This is a genomic window from Streptomyces sp. NPDC007856 (assembly GCF_042868225.1).
Lineage (GTDB): Bacteria > Actinomycetota > Actinomycetes > Streptomycetales > Streptomycetaceae > Streptomyces.
The window spans coordinates 379,756-400,326 of the sequence record NZ_JBIAEC010000004.1 but is presented as its reverse complement, the minus strand read 5'-3'; the positions used below and the strand labels follow the sequence as shown (position 1 = coordinate 400,326).

Below are 20,571 nucleotides of genomic sequence, written 5' to 3'. Positions count from 1 at the left end.
CTCCTCGCGCGGGTCCTAGGCGCCGACCGCGGCGGGCTCGGTGAGTTGGATGCCGCCCTGGATGCGCACGGCCGGGAACAGGCCGGTCAGCGCCCAGGCGACGGTCTCCTTGATGACCCGCTCGGCGATCGGGTCGAGGATGCCCTCCAGGCTCGGGATGCCGAAGTCGAAGTCGGCGTCGAAGCGGACGGTGACGTCCGCGCCGGACTGCTGGACGGACCAGGTCCCGGAGAAGGAGTCGAAGTCGCCGTCGGACTGCTCGAAGCGGATCGCGCCCTCCTCGGGCACGATCACGTCGTCCTCGGTCCAGCGCAGCAGACCGCTGCGGAAGTGCAGCTCCCAGCTGGAGGAGGCCTTTGGATCGGGGTAGGAGGCGTGCACGGTGGTCGCGTTGACGTGGGGCGCGAGGTCGGGGTACTTCTCCCAGCGCCGTACGGCGTGCAGGACCGTTTCGGCCTGCTCCGCGGGTATCAGGGCATCGAGTTCGACGTGCCGCACGATCAGTTACCGCCTTCCGGCATCTTGGCCGCGCCCTTGATCAGGTCGCGGGTGGCCAGGTCGAAGGAGTTGACGAGGAAGTCCACGTCGGTGTCGTCCAGCACGGCGGGCGGGGTGAACCGCACCACCGAGCTGCCGTTCATGGAGTGGTTGGCGACCACGCCGTGGTTGAACAGCTCGATCAGCAGCTCGCCGGCGAGACCCGCCTCGACCAGCTCGACGCCGATGAGCAGGCCCCGGCCGCGCACATCCACCACCAGCTCGGGGATGTTGCGCCGGGCGACCCCCGCGATCCGCGGCAGCAGCCGGGCGCCGAGGTCCATGGCCCGGGTGACCAGGCGCTCCTCCTTGACGGCCCGGATCGCGCCCTGCACCGCGGCCATCAGCACCGGCTGCCCGGAGAAGGTGGCCGTGTGGACGTAGGGGTCCTTGTCGAAGGGGCGGAACGCCTTGCGGGTGGCGACGGCCGCCGACACCGGCATCACCCCGCCGCCGAGCGCCTTCCCGGTGAGCAGGACGTCCGGTACGACGCCCTCGATGTCGGCGCCCCACCACTCGCCGAGCCGCCCGAACCCGGACTGCACCTCGTCGAGGATCAGGAAGCCGTCGTACTCCCGGACCAGCTCCTCGACCCGCTTCAGGTAGCCCTTGGGCGGGACGATCACCCCGCCCTCGCCCTGCACCGGCTCCAGGATCACGCAGACCTCGCCCGGGTGGGCCTTCAGCTCGGCCTCCAGGGCGTCGGCGTCGCCGTACGGCAGATGCTGGAAGTCGGGGACCAGCGGGCGGAACGGCGCCTGGTAGACGTCCTTGGCGGTCGCCGACAGCGCGCCCAGGGTCTTGCCGTGGTAGCCGCCGCGCATCGAGATGGTCCGCTTGTAGCCGCCCGCGCGGGCCAGCTTCAGTCCCGTCTCGACCGCCTCGGCGCCGGACAGCGCGAAGTGCACGCGGTCGAGACCGGGCGGCAGCACGGAGACCAGGGCCTCGGCGGCGCGGGCCACCGTCGGCTCCAGCAGGATGCGGGTCGCGGTGGGGTGGGTGCGCAGCTGGCGCTCCACCTCCTCCATGACGATCGGGTGCCGGGCGCCCATGATGAACACGCCGTAGCCGCCGGCGTTCAGGAAGCGCTCACCGTCACTGGTGGTGAGCCAGGCGCCCTCGGACGCCACCTCCATATGACTGCCGAACAACTCGGCGAGCGTGGCCCGGCCCTTGCTGAGGTGGGCGCGGTAGAGGTGGAGGATCTCCGCCTCGGTGTCGGCGGCCGAAGTCGCCGGTGATTCCTGGATAACGGTCACGTGTCGCTCACTCCAAAGAGGGTGGTCATAAGGTCGGTGGGGTGCAGCGCCCCCGGAGGGGCGCGGGAACTGCGCGATCAACCACGACGAACCCGCGGCCGCGCACACAGCTCTGCCGACCGAGCTCTACGCCAGAACCAGCGGCCCCCCGCCGAAGTAGGCAAGAAGCGGCTCGGCGGCACCGATCCGGGACGGCGGATGAAAGGCCAGTGCTCGAGTAGCGGCAGCGCCTTGCGCGGAGGCCGAGTTGCTGATGAACTCCAGCCCCCCGAGCAGCTCCAGTGCCCGCCCCACGATGTCCGGTAGCGCGTTCTGCACCGCGTACCGGGCGACCAGCACCCGCGCCACCGACTCCTCGTCACCGGGCTCGGGGCCCGTGCCGCGGGCGACGCCCTCCAGCAGAGCCAGCGCGGCCTCCATGTCGACGGCCAGCGCGGCCCGTTCCTCCACGCCGCCCCGCTTGCGCTCCAGCACCTGCTCCACCAGCGCGGCGGCGGTGCCGGCGTACCCGGCGGAGATCAGCATCTCGAACCAGACGAACCCGGCCGACTGAAGGTCGTCGAGGCGGCTGGGGTCGTCGGCGCCGGCCCGGACCACCATCTCGGCCGGCACGAACACGTCCGCCAGCCGGACCTCGTCGCTCTCCGCGCCGGCCAGCAGGTCGTTGCCCCAGAACGGGTGTACGGACAGACCGGGCGCGTCGGCGGGGACGATCGCGAGCGCCAGCTCCGGCTCACCGCCGTCCTCGCCGTGGATCGCGATGGACGCGGTGAGCAGGCTCATCGAACCGGACAGGCTGCACGGCTTCTTCGCCCCGGAGAGCAGGAACCCGCCCTCCACCGGGCGCGCGGTCACGGCCGGCTTGAGGATGTTCTGTGCGGTACGGCCCTCGGCCCAGCCGGAGGCCATCACCTGCTGCTCCGGCACGATCCGGTGCAGCAGCTCGGTCTGCGCGGCGGTGAGCCGGCCCGACTTCACTGCGAGCGAGTACAGCATGGCGGCGGTGAAGTGGTGCATGGACACGGCCGCGACCAGGGACGGCGACAGGGCGCCCAGGGCCAGCTGCACGCGCAGCGCCTCCAGCGGGGCCGCGCCATGGCCGCCGTAGGTCTCGGGGATGAGCAGGCCGACCCCGCCGTGGATGCGGAAGAGGTCGATCACAGGGCTGCCGGGCCGCTCCCGCTCGGCGTACGGGATCTGCTCCAGCTCCTTGAGCAGTCCGGGGTGGAACCGCTCGCAGACGGTCCGGGCGGCATCGAGGGAACGCACGGGAAACCTCCGCAGGTCGGAATGTGGTCAGGCGCCGAAGACCGCGTCGTACGGGCTCACGTCGCGGGCGATGCTGACTCCCTGCACATGGGAGGTCTTGAGCATCGGGTAGTTGGCCTCGCCGAAGGCGCCGCCGGTGCGGCCGGTGCCGCCGTGGCTCGGCAGGTACGGCAGGAAGCCGATGTGGGAGTCGTTGACCTTCAGCAGGCCGCCGTTGACCGTGCGCCGCACGAAGGTCTCCACGACGTGGTCCGAGCGGGACCACAGCGAGTTGCGCAGCCCGTAGTCGTTGCTGTTGACGAACTGCAGGAAGGCTTCCAGCAGGGCGTCGTCGTGGTCGCGTTCGGCGATCACGATCGGGATCAGCGGGAAGAACGTCTCCTCGCGGACCACGTCGTACGTCCGCGCCCGGTCCAGGCCGTCCACCCGCACCACCGTCGGCTGCAGGAACACGCCCGTCTCCGAGACCGTGCCGTCCAGCTCGGTGCGGTGGCCGCCGGTGACCAGCTCGGCGCCGTTGTCCAGGGCCTGCCGCAGCAGCCGGAAGAACCGCTCGCTGCGCCTGACCGGCGACAGCAGCACGTCCTCCTCCTCGGGCAGGCCCGGACGGATGCCCTTGACCTGCTCCTTCACCTCGGCGATCAGCGCCTCGGCGACATCGGGGTGGACGAGGACGTAGTTGGGCACCATGCAGATCTGCCCGGAGCCGTAGAAGGCCTCCGTGATCGCCTCGGCCGCCCACTTCACGTCGGCGTCCTTCCACACCACGATGCCGTCGTTGCCCGCGAGTTCGAGGATCGGCTTCTTGCCGTGCGCCACGCACTGCTGCTCGAAGCGCAGGCCCTCCTGGCTGCCGCCGATGTAGAAGATGTCGTTGATCAGCGGGTCGGCGATCCAGCGGTCCATGGTCTGCTTCGGGTTGGAGCACACCGCGTTGAGCACCCCGGCCGGCGCGTCGACCTCCTCCAGCAGCGGGGCGACGACGTCCCGCAGCAGCCACATCGTGGACAGCGCGATGCTGCGCGGCGCCCGCACCACCACCGCGTTGCCGGCCATCAGCGCCAGCACGCACAGGGCGGCGCTCGGCAGCGGGGCGTTCTGCGGCGGGTTGAAGGCGACCACGCCGTCCGGCTGGCGGTGCAGGATCAGCTTGCGGCCGTTGTACTCCTTCTCCACCCGCATCTGCTTCAGGTACCAGCGCAGGGAGCCGGGGGCGTAGATCTGCAGCAGGCAGCTCAGCTCCCAGCGGGCGAGCTTGACCGGGTGGGACTCGGCGACCAGCATGCGCAGGAACTCGTCCTGGTGCTTGATCAGTTCCTCGCGGAAGCGGGTGCCGAGGCGCATCCGCCGCTCCAGCGGTACGGCCGCCCAGTCGGGGGCGGCAGCGGCGGCGGCCTGGGTGGCCAGGTCGATGGCGGAGTCGTCCGCGATCGCGCAGCGTCCGACGACATAGGGGTGCCTCGCCGCCTCGGACTCCGGGTCCTGTTCGAGGGAGCGCTTCAGGCTCACGCTGGTGAACACGTCTTCCAGCAGGGAGCGTCCGCTGACGGTGTAGACCCAGCCGTCTCCGGCGACGTCCTTGCCCGCGATGTAGAGGTCGTAGCTCTTCAATCCGGAAGGTGCCTCAGCACTCTCCTCCTGCGCGGCTTCGCGAAGCATCTTCAGCCTTTCGGATATGGCGTGTGGATTTCTTGAAGCAAGGCGAGCGTGGCAGCGGAATCTGACCCCGCGCTGACGCCCGACTGACCGGCCTGATCCGGCCAACTGCCTTGTACGAAGCCGTCAGTGGGGCGTCAGCCGGCGCTGCTTGCATGAGGCGCATGCCACCTGTCGACAGCACCAGCCGGCGCCTGCGCGAGCTGCCGCGCAGCGAACTCGCCGAAGAGATCGAGGGAATCGTCCTGGCCAAATTCAGGACCGTTCTGCTCATGGACGATTCCGAGGATCTTCCGCTCGACATCAGCTATTTCGATCTCGGCCTCACCTCGCTGCGGCTGACCGAGATACGGCAGAGCCTGGAGCAGCTCCTGGACCTGTCGATCAACGTCAGCGTGCTCTTCAACGAGCCGACGATCGCCCATCTCGTGGACCACCTGACCCAGGCCGTCAAGGAAGCTTGAGGAGTCGCTCCATGCCGCGTACGGAGACAGAGCAGGCGCCCGAGCCGGTCGCGATCGTCGGAATCGGTCTGCGGTTCCCCGGCGGCAGCGGCTCGCCCGACGAGTTCGACGCCTTCCTCAACGAGGGCAGGAGCGGGATCGGGCCGATCCCGCGGGACCGCTGGGACGTCGAGGCGTTCACCCCCGAGGGCCCCGACGACAAGGGCAAGATCATCGCCTCGGCCGGCGGGTTCCTGGACCGCATCGACCTGTTCGACGCGGGCTTCTTCAACATCTCCCCGAAGGAAGCCCGCTACATGGACCCCCAGCAGCGGCTGCTGCTGGAGACCGCCTGGCAGGCCCTGGAGCACGCCGGCATCGACCCGGCCCCGCTGCGCCGCGGCAACGGCGGCGTCTACATCGGCGCCAGCTCCATCGACTACGCCCTGGAGCTGGACTCACTGCCGTACGAGGAGCTGGACGGCCATCTGGCGTCCGGCATCACCATGTTCCCGCTGTCGGGCCGGCTGTCCTACTTCCTCGGCTGGCGCGGCCCGAGCATGAGCGTCGACACCGCCTGCTCCTCTTCCCTGGTCGCCCTGCACCTCGCCGTGAACGCGCTGCGCGCCGGCGAGACCGACATCGCGCTGTGCGGCGGCGTCAACGCCCTGCACCACCCGCGCATCCCGGTGATGTTCTCCAACGCCCAGATGCTCGCCCCGGACGGCCGCTGCAAGACCTTCGACGAGTCCGCCGACGGCTACGCGCGCGCCGAGGGCTGCGGCATCGTCGTGCTCAAGCGGCTGTCCGACGCCGAGCGCGACGGCGACCGGATCCTCGCCCTGGTGCGCGGTACGGCCGTCGGCCAGGACGGTGACAGCGCGGGCCTGACCGTGCCCAACGGACCGGCCCAGGAGAAGGTCATCCGCAGCGCGCTCGCCGCCGCCCGCCTGACGCCCGGGGACATCCAGTACGTCGAGGCGCACGGCACCGGCACCCCGCTCGGCGACCCCATCGAGTTCGGTGCCATCGGCGACGTGTTCGTGGACTCCCACACCAAGGACCGGCCCGTGCTGGTCGGCTCGGTGAAGACCAACCTCGGGCACATGGAGCCCGCCTCCGGCATCGTCGGCGTCATCAAGACCGTGCTCCAGCTGCGGGCCCGGACGATCTACCCGCACCTCAACCTGGAGACGCCCTCCGGCCGCATCCCCTGGGACCTCTACCCGCTGCGGGTGCCCACCGCCTGCGAGCCGTGGGACGCCGAGGTACGGCGGGCGGTCGTCAACAGCTTCGGGTTCGCCGGCACCATCGGCGCGGTGGTGCTGGAGCAGGCGCCCGCGCCCGCGGAGCCCGCCGCGGGCGAAGGGGCGGCACCGCTGTTCACCCTGTCGGCGAAGAACGCCGCCGCCCTGCGCGAACTCGCCGCCGCCTACCGGGAGTCGGCCGACCGGCAGCCCCTGGAAGCGCTGTGCCACAGCGCCAACACGACCCGCGCCCACCACCCTTACCGCATCGCCGCCCCGGTCGCCGACCGGGCCGCGCTGGCGAGGCTCCTCGACCGGGCCGCCGAGCAGGAACACGAGGGCCCCTCGGGCATCCGCAAGACCGCCTTCCTGTTCACCGGCCAGGGCTCCCAGTACGCCGGCATGGGCGCCGCCCTCTACGCGGCCTGCCCCGTCTTCCGCGAGCACGTGGACGCGTGCGACGAGCTGTTCGCCGCCCGTCTCGGCCGTTCGGTATCGGTAAGGGACTTGCTGCTCGGCACCGCCGCCGACCCGGAGGCGATCGACCGCACCGAGTACACCCAGCCCGCCCTGTTCACCCTGGAGTACGCCCTCGCCCGGCAGTGGATGGCCTGGGGCGCCCGGCCCAACGTGCTCATCGGACACAGCATCGGCGAGGTCGTCGCCGCCGCCGTCGCCGGGCTGTTCGACCTGCCCGACGCGGTCCGGCTGGTCGCCGCCCGCGCCCGGCTGATGCAGGCCGTGCGCACCGCGGGCGGGATGGCCGCCGTCGCCGCGCCCGTCGAGGACGTCGAGCCCCTGCTCCAGGGACATGACGACCTGGCCCTGGCGGGCATCAACGCCCCCGACCAGACGGTGATATCGGGCGCCACGGCCGCGCTGGACGAGGTGGTCGCCGCCCTGGAGGCCAAGGGCGTCCGCGTGGACCGGCTCAAGGTCTCCCACGCCTTCCACTCCCCGCTCATGGCCGAGGTCTACGACGACTTCCGCGCCGCCCTCGACGGCATCACCTTCCGCGAGCCGGCCATCAGCCTCATCTCCAACGTCACCGGCCGCCTCGCCCGCTTCCGGGAGATCGGCGACCCGGACTACTGGGTACGCCACATCGGCGAACCCGTCCGCTTCCTCGACGGCATCCGGGCCGTCGCCAAGCGCGGGCGGCACGCGATGGTCGAGATCGGCCCGCAGGCCGCGCTCACCGCGCTCGCCCGGCGCGGCGTCACCGCCGAGGACCACCTGTGGCTCGCGAGCCTGCGCCGCCGCGACACCACGACCGCGACCACCCTCACCGCGCTCGCCGACTACTACACGGCCGGCCTCACCGTCGACTGGAGCGGCTACCACGCCGGACACCCGGTGCCCGCCCGCGTGGACCTGCCGACCTACGCCTTCCAGCGCAAGCGCTACTGGCTGCCCTCGGTCACCCCGCGCCGGTCCGCCGCGAACGGCAGCGCCCGGCACCCGCTGCTCGGCATCGAGGAGCGGTTCGCCAGCGGGGTGCGGGAGTTCACGGCCGAGTTCACCGCCGAGGAGCTGGGCGCGCTCGCCGACCTCGCCGACGGCGGCCGTACCGTGCTGCCCGCCGGCGCCTACGTCGACCTGCTGTTCGCCGTGCAGGACGCGGTCCAGGGCCACGCCCGCTCCGCCGTCCGCGACCTGAGGCTGCTCGCCCCGCTGGAGCTGCCCGCCGAGACCGTGACCGCGCTGACCACCCGCTGGCGGCCCCGGCACGGCGGCGGCGCCGAGGTCGAGGTGTTCACGATCGTCGGCGGTGAGGAGAACCTGCACGCCACCGCCGTCGTCGCCGCGGCGCCCGAACCCCTCGTCCCGGTCTCGGAGCTGGCCGAACTGGACGCCACGCTCGCCCCCGCCGCCCAGCACATCGACGACGAGGACATCTACACCGACCTCGCCTCCGTCGGCCGCCCCCAGGGGCCGAGGATGCGACTCCTGCTGCGCGCCGCCCGGCACGGCGACGGACTGGTCACCGGCGAGCTCACCGGCCGCGACGCCACCGCCGTCGAACACGTCCCGGCCGAGCTGCTGGAGGCCGCCGTGCAGGCCCTGGTCGTCCTCGACCCCGAGGGCCCGGTGTTCGTGCCGCGGGAGATCGCCGCCGTACGGCACTTCCGCAAGCCGCGCGGCGAGAACCTGAGGGTCCTCGCCCGGGTGCGCGGCGAACAGGACCGGCGCCTCGCGGACGTGCTGCTGCTGGAGAACGGCGAGCCGGTCGCCGAGCTGCTCGGGGTACGCATGGCCCGGCCCGAGGGTCGCGCCGGCCGCCGTCAGTTCCTGCACCGCCCCGACTGGGTGCGCCGCGCCCTGCCGGCCAAGGAGCACAGCCCGGCCCGGCATGTGGTGCTGCTCGACCCGTCCGCCGCGCGGGCCGCCGAACTCGCCGCCGAGCCCGGTCTCAAGGTCACCTGGCTGACCGGCCTCACCGACCTCAAGGCCGCCCTGGAGGACCCCACCGTCACCGACGTCTGCCGGCTGTGGCGGCAGCGCCCCGAGCCGATGTCCGCCGAGCGGCTGCGCGCCGAGTGCGAGGACAACTACCGCGAACTCCTCGCGCTCGTGGGCGCGTTGGAGGCCGCGGCCCGGCCGCCCCGGCTGTGGCTGGTCACCGAGGGCGCCCAGTGGCTGCCCGGCGACCCGGCCGGCGACGGCGGCCACCTCGGCGCCGCCACCCTGTGGGGCTTCGGCCGGGTGCTGCTCACCGAGTACCCGCAGTACCGGGCCACCCTGGTCGACCTCGCCCCCGGCAGCGGCCTCGCCCCGCTCGCCGAGGAGTGGCGGGCCGAGCCGCCCGGCGAGTACCAGGTCGCCCACCGGCCCGGCCGCCGCTATGTGCGCCGGCTGCTCGCCGGTGACACCGCGCTCACCTGGACCGGGGGCTTCGAACTGCGCGCCCCCGACTCCGGCGACCTCTCCGACCTGGCCCTCGCCCCGGTCCCCGACCGGGCGCCCGGGGCCGGCGAGGTCCAGGTCCGCGTGCACACCGTCGGCCTCACCGCCGAGGACGCCCGCGCCGCCCTGGACACCGGCCGGGCGGAACGCGCGGCGGAGGGCGAGGAGGAACCCCCGCCGCTGCTCGGGCGGCTGGCGCGCGGCACGGTCCTCGCCACCGCCGACGGCACCGGATTCGCGCCGGGCGACGAGGTGCTCGTGCGCCACGACGGCACCTTCCGTGCCACGCTCACCGTGCCCGTCCCGGCCGTTGTTCACGCCACAGGCTCCGACGACGCCGCGCCCCGCTTCCGGCTCGACGAGACCGGCGAAGCCCTGCGCACCGCCCTCGCCGACCCGGCCGGACGGGCCTGGGTGACCCTGCCCGAGGACCCGGCCGAGCAGCCGCCGGACGCGGTGCTCCTGGCGGAGGGCCGGGCCGGATCGCAACGGGACGCGGTGATCCCGCCGGAGGGCCGGCCCGAGCCGCAGCCGTACGCGGTCGAGGAGGACCCCGCCCGGCTCCGCGCCGACCGCACCTACCTGGTCACCGGCGGCCTCGGCGGTCTCGGCCTGGTCACCGCCCGCAAGCTGGCTGCCCTCGGCGCCCGGCACCTGACCCTGGTCAGCCGCGGCGGCCGGGCCACCGAGGAGGCCTCGGCGCTCCTCGCCGACCTCGCCGCAGACGCCGAGATCGACGTCGTACGCGCCGACATCTCCCGCCCGCAGGACGTGCGGCGGCTCGTCCGGCAGCTCGCGGCGGGCCCGTACCCGGTCGGCGGGATCGTGCACGCCGCCGGCTCCTACGACAAGAAACTGATCTCCGAGCTGACCTGGGAGTCCATCGACGCCCAGCTCGCCGCGAAGGCCTACGGCGGCTGGCTGCTGCACGAGGCCGCCGAGGAGGCCTTCCCGGAGCTGGAGTTCTTCGTCACCTACTCCTCCATCGCCTCCGTCCTCGGCGGCGCCACCCAGGGCCACTACGCCGCCGCCAGCGCCGCCCTCGACGCGCTCGCCGAGTGGCGCGGCCGGCGCGGGGTGCCCGGCCTGTCGGTCAACTGGGGCGCCTGGGCCCGGGTCGGTATGTCCGCCCGCCTCGAGGAGCACCTCAGCCAGGAGATCGAACGCAGCGGCGTCCGCTTCTTCTCCCCGACCCGCGCCCTGGACACGCTCGCCCGGCTCTGGGGCCGGCCGCGCACCCAGCGGATCGTGGGCGAGTTCGACTGGGACCGCTATGTCTCCGGCAGCGTCACCGGCGACCTGTTCTACGACCGGCTCGCCCGGCGGACCACGGACGAGGACGGCACCGGCCTCGACCTCGGCGCGCTGGCCGCGCTGCCGGAGGCCGAACGGCTCGCCGCCGTCACCCGCGTGGTCCGCGAGAAGGTCGCCGCCGTCCTGCACCTGGAGGAGGGCGACGAGCTGGACGCGAACGCCGAATTCGTGTCGCTGGGCCTGGACTCCCTGATGGCCCAGCAGGTCAAGGCCGCACTGGAGCAGGCGTTCCGGCTGCCCCTGCCGGCCTCCCTCACCCATGACCACCCCACGGTCCGCGCGCTGGCCCGGTTCGTCGACGGGCAGCTCGCCCCGGCAGCGTGAACAGCAAGGGACGGGAAACCGAGATGACCGACACACCGAGGGAGCGCTGGACGCTCCACCACTCCGTGCGCGCCCACGCCGGAAGCCGCCCGGAGCACCCGGCGATCGTCTGCGAGGGCCGGGTCACCACCTACGCCAAGCTCCACCAGGACAGCAACCGGGCCGCGCACGCCCTGCGCGCCGGCGGCGTCCGGCGCGGTGACCGGGTCGCCTACCTGGGCCGCGAGTCCGCGAACTACTACCTCGTGATGATCGCCTGCGCCAAGGCCGGCGCGGTCCTGGTCCCGGTCAACTGGCGGCTCACCCCGAACGAGGTCGACCACATCCTGCGCGACTCCGGCGCAACACTGATCTTCGTGGACGACGAGTTCTGGGACACCGTCGCCACCGTCCGCCACCAACTGCGCGGACTGCGCCGGGTGATCCGCGTCGACGGCACCGACGCCGACGGCGAACCCGCGCGCGGCGCCGGCGTGCTCGCCTGGGCGGCCGACCAGCCCGAGACGGACCCCACGCCCGGCACCGGCCCGGACGACGCGGTGATCCAGATCTACACCAGCGGCACGACCGGCCTGCCCAAGGGCGCCGTCCTCGCCCACCGCAGCTTCTTCACGCTGCCGCACGCGAGCCGCGCCGAGGGCGTCGACTGGATCGACTGGCGGCCCGAGGACGTGGCCCTGATCTCGCTGCCGGGCTTCGGCGTGGCCGGCATCGGCTGGTTCCTGCACACCCTCAACGCGGGCGGCACCAACGTCATCATGCCGCAGTTCGACCCGCAGGAAGCGGTCCGGCTCATCCGGACGCACCGCGTGACGACCACCTTCGCCGCTCCCGCGATGCTCCAGGCGATGGCGGCCGAACGCGAGGCCGGACCCGAGGCGTTCCGCTCGCTCCGCAAGATCGCGTACGGCGCCGCCCCCATGTCCGAGACCCTGCTCAAGCAGTGCCTGGAGACGTACGACTGCGAGTTCGCCCAGATCTACGCCAGCACCGAGACCGGCAGCGTGGCGGTGTGCCTCCCGCCGGACGCCCATCACCCCGGAAGCACCAGGCTGAACTCCGTGGGCCGCCCCTGCCCCGGCACCGACGTCAAGGTGATCGGCCCCGGCGGCGAGACCCTGCCGCCCGGCGCGGTCGGCCAGATCTGCGTCCGCACCCCCTCCCGGATGCTCGGCTACTGGAACCTGCCCGAGGCCACGGCCCGCACCCTGGTGGGGGAGTGGCTGCTCATGGGCGACGCCGGCTACCTCGACGAGGACGGCTACCTCCACCTGTGCGACCGCATCAACGACACGATCATCGTCGCCGGGCAGAACATCTACCCGGCGGAGGTCGAGAAGGCCCTCGCCGCGCATCCCGCGGTGGCCGACGTGGCGGTGGTCGGCCTGCCCGACGACCGCTGGGGCGAGAGCGTGCACGCGGTGGTCGTGCTGAAGCCCGGGGCGAGTGCCACCCCACGGGAACTCCTGCTGTCCCTGCGGGGCCGCATCGCCGACTACAAGATCCCGGGGACGTACCACTTCACGGCCTCCCTGCCGCGCAACCCCTCGGGGAAGATCCTGCGCCGCGCGGTGCGGGAGGTACTGGCGGCACCAGCCAGGGACCCGCTGGGCCACGCACTATGACGACGTATCGACATCGCCCAGCGGAAGAGGAGTTGACCATGAGAGCAGAGGCCCTGCGGGTCGGCGTCCAGCTGCCCACCCGGGAACAGGCCATCAGGGGCAGCTATGCGGCGGCCCCCCTGCTCGACTTCGCCCGTCAGGCGGAAGCCCTCGGGTTCGACTCCCTGTGGGCCGGGGACTCACTGACGGCCCGCCCTCGCCTGGACCCGCTGATCGTACTGTCCGCCGCGGCCGCGGCCACCCGGCGCATCACCGTCGGCACCGCCGCCCTCACCCCCGCCCTGCGCCACCCCCTCATCGGCGCCAACATGATCGCGAGCCTCAGCCATGTGGCAGCCGGGCGGCTGGTTCTCGGGCTCGGCTCCGGGTTCCCCATGGCCGAGACCGAGGAGGAGTTCGCCTCCGTCGGCGCCTCCTTCCAGGGCCGCGTCGGCCGCCTGGACGAGATCACCGCGCTGTGGCGGACGGCCTGGCGGTCCCACGACGAGGGCGAACCCGCCGAGTTCCAGGGCAGGTTCTGGCAGGCCGACAACCTCGACCGGCTCCCCTCGCCGGCGGTGCCCGGCGGCCCGCCCCTCTGGCTCGCCGGCAGCGACACCCCGAAGGTCCTCGCCCGCGCGGCGGCCCGCTACGACGGCTGGCTGCCGTTCCTGCCCGACGTCGACGCCTACGCCCGCGCCCGCCGCCGTATCGCCGAACTCGCGGCGGAGGCCGGCCGCACGGTCACTCCCGCGCTGTACGCCACGGTCACCGTGAACAGCAACGAGAGCGCCGCCAGGGCCGAGCTGGAGCACTACATCAGCCACTACTACGGCCGCTCCCTGGAGCAGATGAGCAGCATCCAGGCCTACGCCTGGGGCAGCGCCGAGAAGTGCGCGGAGTGGCTCGGCGGATACGTCCGGGCCGGCGCCCGGCATCTGGTCGTACGGATCGGATCGCTCGACCCCGAGCCGCAGTTGAAGGAGATCGCCGAGGTGCTGCTGCCCGCGGTACGCGCCCTCGGCCCGTCCACCACCGTTGGGAGTACGCCGTCGTGACCACCGCCATCGGCACCATAGGCAGCCAGATGTCCAGCGAGGGGCACTGGTTCCACCCCGTGGAGCCCTCGCCCGACGCCTCGGTCCGGCTGTTCCTGCTGCCCCACGCGGGCAGTGGCGCCATCATCTACCGCGACTGGGAGCGCCTGCTGCCGCCGGACATCGCCCCGCAGGCCGTCACCCTGCCCGGCCGCCACAACCGCCGGGAGGAGCCGACGTACGAGGAGTTCTGGCCGCTGCTCGACGCCCTGCACGAGGCGGTGCTGAACGACCTGGACGAGCGGCCGTTCGCCCTCTTCGGGCACTGCCTAGGCGCCCAGCTGGCGTTCCGGCTGGCCATCCGGATGCAGGAGGAGGGCGGACCGGCGCCGGTGCTGGTGGGCATGTCCGGCTGGTCGCCCGAGGGCTTCTTCCAGCCGACGGAGGAGCAGAGCCGGATGCCGGAGCCCGAACTCGTCGAGTGGATCAAGAAGTTGGGGTCCTTCCCGGCGGAGATCTACGACAACCCCGAGATGCTAGCCCTGGTCGTGCCCGCGCTCCGCGCCGACCTGCGGGTCGCCGCCCAGTACGAGGACGACGGCAAGGGCGTCACCTGCCCGCTCGCCTCCTACGGCGGCCGCAGCGACCCGCTCCAGGAGGCCCCGGACGCCATGGCCCACTGGGCCGGCCGCACCCCGGCCTACCTCGGCCACAGCGAGTACGACGGCGGCCACTTCTACATCGACACCCACGCCCAAGCCGTCACCGCGCACTTCGCGCACCGGCTCCAGCGGCTGGCCGCGGCGGCGGTGCGCTGACCGCCGAGGGTCCGTGTCAGCGCCGTGTCAGCGGGGTGCGGGACAGTGCTCGGAGGACTGCCGTACCGAGTGCCGTCCCGTGCCCCTCGCGTGCTCGCGGACCTCTTCGGCACGCCCCCCACCAGCACGAAACGACCTAGGAGGGTCGTCCATGACCACCGAAGCGGAACTGACCGGCAGCGCGGCCTCGGCCGCCTCGCCACCGGACATCGAGGAGGCCGCGGGCAAGCCCGCCTGGGGTGCGCTCTGGGTCGTGCTGGCCGGCCTGTTCATCGCCAACGTCGACTTCTTCATCGTCAACGTGGCCATCCCGTCGCTCCAGCGGAACATGCACGCGACCAGCGCCGAGATCCAGCTGGTCGCCGCGACCTTCAACATCGGCCTGTCCGCCATGCTGATCACCGGCGGCCGGCTCGGCGACCTCTACGGCCGCCGGAAGGTCTTCTCCATCGGCCTGGCCCTGTTCACGCTCGCCTCGCTGGCCTGCGGCATCGCCCCGAACATGACCGAGCTGATCGTGGCGCGCGCGGTGCAGGGCGCCGCGGCCGCCCTCGTCATCCCGCAGGTCCTCGGCATCCTGACCACGGCCTACGCGGGCAAGGCCCGGGTCGCCGCGTTCAACGCCTACGGCATCACGATGGGCGCCTCCGCGGTGTTCGGCCAGCTGATCGGCGGCCTGCTGATCAAGGCCGACATCTTCGGCTGGGACTGGCGGACCATTTTCCTGATCAACGCCCCGATCGGCGCGGTGGTCCTGCTGCTCACGCCGAAGGTGGTGCCCGAGTCCCGGGCCGAGGGCCACACCGGTCTCGACTGGACCGGCGTGATCCTGGTGACCGCGGGACTCGCCGCCGTCGTGCTGCCGTTGGTGGAAGGCCGTGAGCAGGGCTGGCCGACCTGGACCTGGGAGTGCCTGGTGGCGGCCGTACCGCTGCTGGCCGCGTTCTGGTGGACCCAGCGCCGCAAGGCGGCCCGCGACAAGTCGCCGCTGGTCCACCCGAGCCTGTTCGCGGACCGCGCGTTCGGCGTGGGCGTCGTCTCGCTGCTGGTGTTCTTCGCCGCGATGGCCTCCTTCTTCCTGGTGCTCGCGCTGTATCTGCAGGAGGGCCGCGGCCTGTCCGCGCTCCAGTCGGGTCTGCTGTTCATCCCGCTCGGCCTCGGCTTCTTCATCGGCTCCGCGCAGTCCCCGAAGGTCGCGGGCAAGCTGGGCAAGCAGGTCCTGACCATCGGCGCGCTGCTCCAGGCGGTCGGCAACATCGCGCTCGCCGCCACGGCGTGGGAGCTGGGCGGCAGCGGCTCCGTCGGCTGGTGCATCCCGGCCATGGTGCTCGCCGGCTTCGGCATGGGCTTCGTCGTCGCCCCGCTCGCCTCGCTGGTCCTGGAGGGCGTCGCCCCGCACCACGCGGCCGCCGCCTCCGGGGTCTTCTCCACCGCCCAGGAGATGGGCAACGCCGTCGGCATCGCGGTCATCGGCGTCGTCTTCTTCGGCGTCGCCGGCCACCAGGTCACCGCCCACTCCTACGCCCACGCCTTCGGTGCGGGCCTGCTGGTCCAGGCGGGCATCTGCGTCGCGGTGGCACTGCTGGTCCAGCTGCTGCCGCGCCGGGCGCAGGCGTCCTGACCCACCGGCCGGGTGGACCACCGCCTGACGGGCGCACGGAGGCAAAGCCTCCGTGCGCCCGTCAGTGCTGCATCAGAACTCCGTCAGCCGTCTCCTCCACGCTGGCCGAAACAACCCACCGGATTTCGGCCGAGCCGACGGAGGACATCCGTGCCCGACACCCTTGACCCACTCCCCGCCTGGCCCATGCCCCGCTCCTGCCCCTACGCACCCCCGGACGCCTACGCGGAGCTGAGAGAGCGGCCCCCGCTGAGGGTGCGCATACGCGGCGGCGAGGCCTGGCTGGTCACCCGGCACGCGGACGTGCGCCGGGTGCTCAACGACCACCGCTTCAGCGCCGACGACCAGCAGCCCGGCTTCCCGATCCGGATCCAGCTGCCGCCCGAGCCCGGCGTGATGTCCTTCAGCCGCATGGACGACCCGGAGCACGGCCGGCTGCGGCGCATGGCGATGACCGAGTTCACCGCGCGCCGCACCCGCGCCCTGCGCCCCGAGGTGGAACTCCTGGTCGAACAGCTGCTGGACGAGCTGGCGGCGGGCCCCCGCCCGGTCGACCTGGTGGCGAGCTTCGCGGTCCGGCTGCCCTCCCTGGTGATCGCCCGGATGCTCGGCGTGCCGGAGGAGGACGAGGCGGACTTCACCGAGCAGAGCCGGGTCATCCTCTCCCAGGACGCCGGCCCCGAGGAGACGTACGCGGCCTTCGTGGAGATGTCGCAGTTCCTGGACCGGCTCGTCGCACAGCGCACCGCCACTCCGCGGGACGACCTGATCAGCCGGCTGGCCACCCGCTATGTGGCGAGCGGCGAGCTGACCCACGAGGACCTCGTGGCCATGGCCCGGTTCATCCTCGTCGCCGGGCACGAGACCACGGCCCACCAGATCAGCCTCAGCGTGCTCAGCCTGCTGCGCGACCCGGACCAGCTGGCGGAACTCCGCGCCGAACCGGGCCTGTTCAAGCCAGCCGTGGAGGAACTCCTGCGCTACTGGTCCATCTCGCAGGACAACCAGGTGCGGGCCGCCGTGGACGACGTCGAGCTGAGCGGGGCGAGGATCCGCAAGGGGGACGGCGTGATCGTCGCCATCCCCGCCGCCAACCACGACGAGTCGGTCTACCCCGGCGCCGCACGCCTCGACATCCGCCGCGACGCCTCCGGCCATCTCGCCTTCGGCTTCGGCGCCCATCTGTGCCCCGGCGCGTCGCTGGCCCGCATGGAGCTGGAGGTGTGCCTGAGCGCCCTCTTCACCCGCTTCCCGACGCTGCGCCTGGCGGTGCCGCCGCAGGAGGTCCGCTTCCGCGAGAACACGATCGTGTACGGCCTGGAGGAACTGCCGGTCACCTGGTGAACCCCGCGAGCCCCGGGGCCCGGCGTCAGCGCCGTGTCAGCGCCCCCCGGCACAGTGGGAAACGCGGCGAGACCGGGGCAGCACCACCCGGCCTGGTCGGCCCGCTGCCGTCCGACGAGAAGGAGCACGCCCGCCATGGCAGACACCGCAGCCGCGGCTCCCACCCGGGCGCTCGTCCTGGGCAACCCCGCCTCCGGCAGCCACTCGCCCGAACTGGTCGAAGAAGTATGGCAGTTGTGTGCCTCCTGTCTGGAGCACACCGAGGTGCACCTCACCACCGGCCCCGGTGACGCCACGGTCGCGGTGCGCCGCGCCCTGCAGCGGCCGGCCGCGGCATCCCCCGGTGCCCCCGACCTGATCGTGGTCATCGGCGGGGACGGCACCGTCCGGGAGGCCGTCCAGGGACTCGTGCCCGTGACCGGGAACGCCGCCCTCGCGGTGGTGCCCGGCGGCACCGGCAACTCCGGCTACAAGATGCTGTGGGGCGAGCGCCCCTGGAGCGAGTCCCTGAAGGCGGTCCTGACCGACAACGGCATCGGCGGCAGCGCCCGCCTGCGCCGCCTCGACCTGGCCCGCCTGGCCGAGACCCGCAACCACGTGTATCTCGGAGCCTGTTCGGGGGTGATCGCCGACGCGCTGATCACCGCCCGGGAGCTGCCGCTGACCGGGCGGGAGCGCTACGCCCGCGCCTTCGCCGACACGGCCGCCGGCTACCGGCCGTACCCGGGCCGGGTCACCGTGGACGGCCGGGTCGTGCACGAGGGCCCCACGGTCCTCGCCAACGTCGGCGGCGGCCGCTACCGAGGCGGCCGGTTCCTGGTCCTGCCCGGCTCGCTGCTCGACGACGGACTGCTCGACGTCTGTGTGATCGGCGGCGCGGTCCCGGCGGACCAGGTGCCCGAACTGACCCTGGAGGCCCGGCACATGGACCACCCGGCGACCGTCTACGCCCGCGGGCGCACGATCACCGTCGAGCGCACCGACGGCCGCCGGCTCCCGCTGGAACACGACGGCGAGTACCAGCACGGCATCGGCACCACGGCCACCTTCGAGGTGCTCCCCGGAGCCCTCCCGGTCTGGGCGCCGGCCACCCCCTGATCCACCTGTCCGAAGAACCAGACAAGCACGCCACAGAGGAGATCGCCCGCATGAGCGACCTGACCACCACCGTCACCCGTTACCTCGACATCTGGAACGAGGCGGACGCCGAGAAGCGCGCCGCGGCCATCGCCGAGCTGTTCACCGCCGACGCCCCGTACATCGACCCGCTCGCCGCGGTCGAGGGCCACGAGGGCTTCGGGGCCGTGGTGGCCGGTGCCCGCGACCAGTTCAAGGGCCTCGCCTTCGAACTGCACGGCACCGTCGACGCCCACCACAACCAGGCCCGCTTCCAGTGGGGCCTGGTGACCGAGCCGGGCGCCGAGCCGATCGCCATCGGCTTCGACGTGCTCGTCACCGACGAGGCGGGCAAGATCAAGGCCGTCTACGGCTTCCTGGACAAGGTCCCGGCCGCGTAACACCACCATGCACTGCGGGAGCACCGGGGCGACGGTGCTCCCGCAGCCGTGTTCCCCCGCACGTCCCAGCGCACGCACGGAAGGTACCCGCCATGACCGCCGTCCTCGCGGAGAGCGTCGCCCGGGCGCTGTGCGCCGACTGGGCCGAGCAGGCCCGCACCCCGGCCCGGGCCGCCCGCAGCCGCACCCCGGCCGACACCCCGTTGCGTGAGCTCTCGCACTGGGCCGCGACCCTGCGGCCGCAGGATGTGCCGTGCCGGGTGCTGAAGCTCGCCGCGAGCCAGGTCCTCTCGCAGATCGCCTCCATCCGCGCGGGGCTGCAACACCCGCTCGGCAGACGGCTGGTGGCCGCGTTCGGGCACCCCATGCAGCGCGATCCGCGCCAGGCGGCCGGCGTCTTCGCCGCGCTCGGTTCCTGGCTGAACCTGGACGACACCGCCTACGCCGGACACCTGTCGAACTCCACCGTGGCGGTGCCGCTCGCCTTCGCCTACGCCCGGCAGCTGGACGGGCTCTCGCTGCTCACCGCGGTGGTCGCGGCCAACGAGTGCGCGGCCCGGATCACCGCCTCCGCGACCCTCGGACCCCTGCGCGGCCAGAGCGCCGTACACACCCATCTGGCCGGCGCGGTGGCCGGGCGGCTGCACTGCGACCGGACCCCGGCAGCCCTGTTCGAGAACGCCTTCGGGCTGGCCTTCGCGATGCCCAACTGGCCGCTGATGCGCGCCTTCCTGGCCAGCGACGCCCGCCTGTTCAACACCTTCACCCCGGTGCGCACCGCGATGGACGCCTGTGACGCCGCGTACGCCGGGCTGCGCGGGGCGCCGGACATCATGGAGCACCGCGACGGCTTCCTGGCCCGCTTCGCCACCGTGCCGCTGCCCCAGGCGGTGGCCAAGGGGCTCGGCCGCCGCTGGCACACGGACACCCTGTCGTTCAAGATGCACCCGGGCGGGCCCGGTATCGACGCGGCGGTGGACTGCGCGGCCGAGATCCACAAGGAGATCGGCGCGCTGCGCCCGCGGGACGTGGCCGAAGTCGTCGTCGAGGCCTCCCTGTACACGCTGTTCGCGGGGCAGCGGGCCGCCCAGTACGTCACCGGGCCCGGCTCCCCGCTGGGCGCGCTGGTGCTGGACGTGCCCTACCCGGTGGCGACCACCCTGCTCACCGGCGAGTTCGGCGTGGACGACTTCTCCGCACCGCTGCTGGACGACCCCGACCGGTGGGCGCTGGCCAGGCGGATACGGCTGGAGCACGACACGGAGATGACGCGGGAACTCTTCCTGTCCGACGCGCCGTTCGGCGAGGCGGTGCGCGAGGCGGGGGAGCTGGCCGTGCCGTGGTTGCGCGGCTTCGGCGGTGACGAACTGGTGGACCTGGTGGGTGTGTCGGCGGCCGACGACCGGGACTTCTCCCGGTCCACCAAGGCCACCGGCGCCCGGGTCACCGTACGTCTGACGGACGGCCGTACGGTCTCGCGCACCCGGCTGATCCCGGTCGGGGCGGCCGGCCCGGAGACCCGGGCGGGCCATGCCGAGCTGGTGCGGGAGAAGTTCCTTTCGGTGGGCGGCGCGCAGGAGGTCGCCGACACCGTGGACCGGCTGCACCGGATGCGTCCGCGAGCGGTGCGCCGCTGGATCGAGACGGCGTTCCTGGACTGACGGTACGGCTACG

General features: G+C 72.8%; 14 protein-coding genes. 10 read left to right on the top strand and 4 right to left on the bottom strand.

What is annotated here, in order from left to right; genetic code table 11:
- Positions 1–15 precede the first annotated feature (15 nt).
- The 4 genes from ACFYOH_RS12980 to ACFYOH_RS12965 all read right to left on the bottom strand — a co-directional run bounded on the left by ACFYOH_RS12980 (position 16) and on the right by ACFYOH_RS12965 (position 4,724).
- Positions 16–498, bottom strand: coding sequence for a type II toxin-antitoxin system RatA family toxin (locus ACFYOH_RS12980; RefSeq protein ID WP_388624655.1), 483 nt, complete (start codon positions 496–498; stop codon positions 16–18).
- 2 nt (positions 499–500) lie between these two features.
- Complete coding sequence (locus tag ACFYOH_RS12975) at positions 501–1,796, bottom strand: aspartate aminotransferase family protein (RefSeq protein WP_388624653.1); 1,296 nt, start codon at positions 1,794–1,796, stop codon at positions 501–503.
- Between the two features lie 126 nt (positions 1,797–1,922).
- Positions 1,923–3,065, bottom strand: a complete 1,143-nt coding sequence (locus tag ACFYOH_RS12970; protein ID WP_388624650.1) for an acyl-CoA dehydrogenase — start codon at positions 3,063–3,065, stop codon at positions 1,923–1,925.
- Between the two features lie 27 nt (positions 3,066–3,092).
- Positions 3,093–4,724 carry an aldehyde dehydrogenase family protein gene (locus tag ACFYOH_RS12965; protein WP_388624647.1) on the bottom strand — a complete coding sequence of 544 codons (1,632 nt, stop codon included), beginning with the start codon at positions 4,722–4,724 and terminating at the stop codon, positions 3,093–3,095.
- 161 nt (positions 4,725–4,885) lie between these two features.
- On the opposite strand from ACFYOH_RS12965, the gene ACFYOH_RS12960 reads away from it, so the two are divergent.
- The 10 genes from ACFYOH_RS12960 (at position 4,886) to ACFYOH_RS12915 (ending at position 20,558) form a co-directional block, all read left to right on the top strand.
- Positions 4,886–5,185 carry an acyl carrier protein gene (locus ACFYOH_RS12960; protein WP_388624645.1) on the top strand — a complete coding sequence of 100 codons (300 nt, stop codon included), beginning with the start codon at positions 4,886–4,888 and terminating at the stop codon, positions 5,183–5,185.
- A gap of 11 nt (positions 5,186–5,196) precedes the next feature.
- Positions 5,197–10,956 carry an SDR family oxidoreductase gene (locus ACFYOH_RS12955; RefSeq protein WP_388624642.1) on the top strand — a complete coding sequence of 1,920 codons (5,760 nt, stop codon included), beginning with the start codon at positions 5,197–5,199 and terminating at the stop codon, positions 10,954–10,956.
- 23 nt (positions 10,957–10,979) lie between these two features.
- On the top strand, positions 10,980–12,581 hold the full coding sequence (locus ACFYOH_RS12950; RefSeq protein WP_388624639.1) for a fatty acid--CoA ligase: 1,602 nt from the start codon (positions 10,980–10,982) through the stop codon (positions 12,579–12,581).
- 38 nt (positions 12,582–12,619) lie between these two features.
- Positions 12,620–13,618, top strand: coding sequence for an LLM class flavin-dependent oxidoreductase (locus ACFYOH_RS12945; RefSeq protein WP_388624636.1), 999 nt, complete (start codon positions 12,620–12,622; stop codon positions 13,616–13,618).
- 29 nt (positions 13,619–13,647) lie between these two features.
- Complete coding sequence (locus ACFYOH_RS12940) at positions 13,648–14,415, top strand: thioesterase II family protein (protein ID WP_388624977.1); 768 nt, start codon at positions 13,648–13,650, stop codon at positions 14,413–14,415.
- A 151-nt stretch (positions 14,416–14,566) separates the two neighbouring features.
- On the top strand, positions 14,567–16,036 hold the full coding sequence (locus tag ACFYOH_RS12935; protein ID WP_388624633.1) for an MFS transporter: 1,470 nt from the start codon (positions 14,567–14,569) through the stop codon (positions 16,034–16,036).
- Between the two features lie 150 nt (positions 16,037–16,186).
- Positions 16,187–17,380: a cytochrome P450 gene (locus ACFYOH_RS12930; RefSeq protein ID WP_388624631.1), complete on the top strand. Its 1,194-nt coding sequence runs from the start codon at positions 16,187–16,189 to the stop codon at positions 17,378–17,380.
- 135 nt (positions 17,381–17,515) lie between these two features.
- Positions 17,516–18,478, top strand: a complete 963-nt coding sequence (locus tag ACFYOH_RS12925) for a diacylglycerol/lipid kinase family protein (protein ID WP_388624628.1) — start codon at positions 17,516–17,518, stop codon at positions 18,476–18,478.
- Between the two features lie 50 nt (positions 18,479–18,528).
- Complete coding sequence (locus tag ACFYOH_RS12920) at positions 18,529–18,897, top strand: nuclear transport factor 2 family protein (protein WP_388624626.1); 369 nt, start codon at positions 18,529–18,531, stop codon at positions 18,895–18,897.
- Positions 18,898–18,989: 92 nt separating this feature from the next.
- The gene (locus tag ACFYOH_RS12915; protein ID WP_388624624.1) at positions 18,990–20,558 is read left to right on the top strand and encodes an MmgE/PrpD family protein; all 1,569 of its coding nucleotides are present in this window, start codon (positions 18,990–18,992) and stop codon (positions 20,556–20,558) included.
- Positions 20,559–20,571 lie beyond the last annotated feature (13 nt).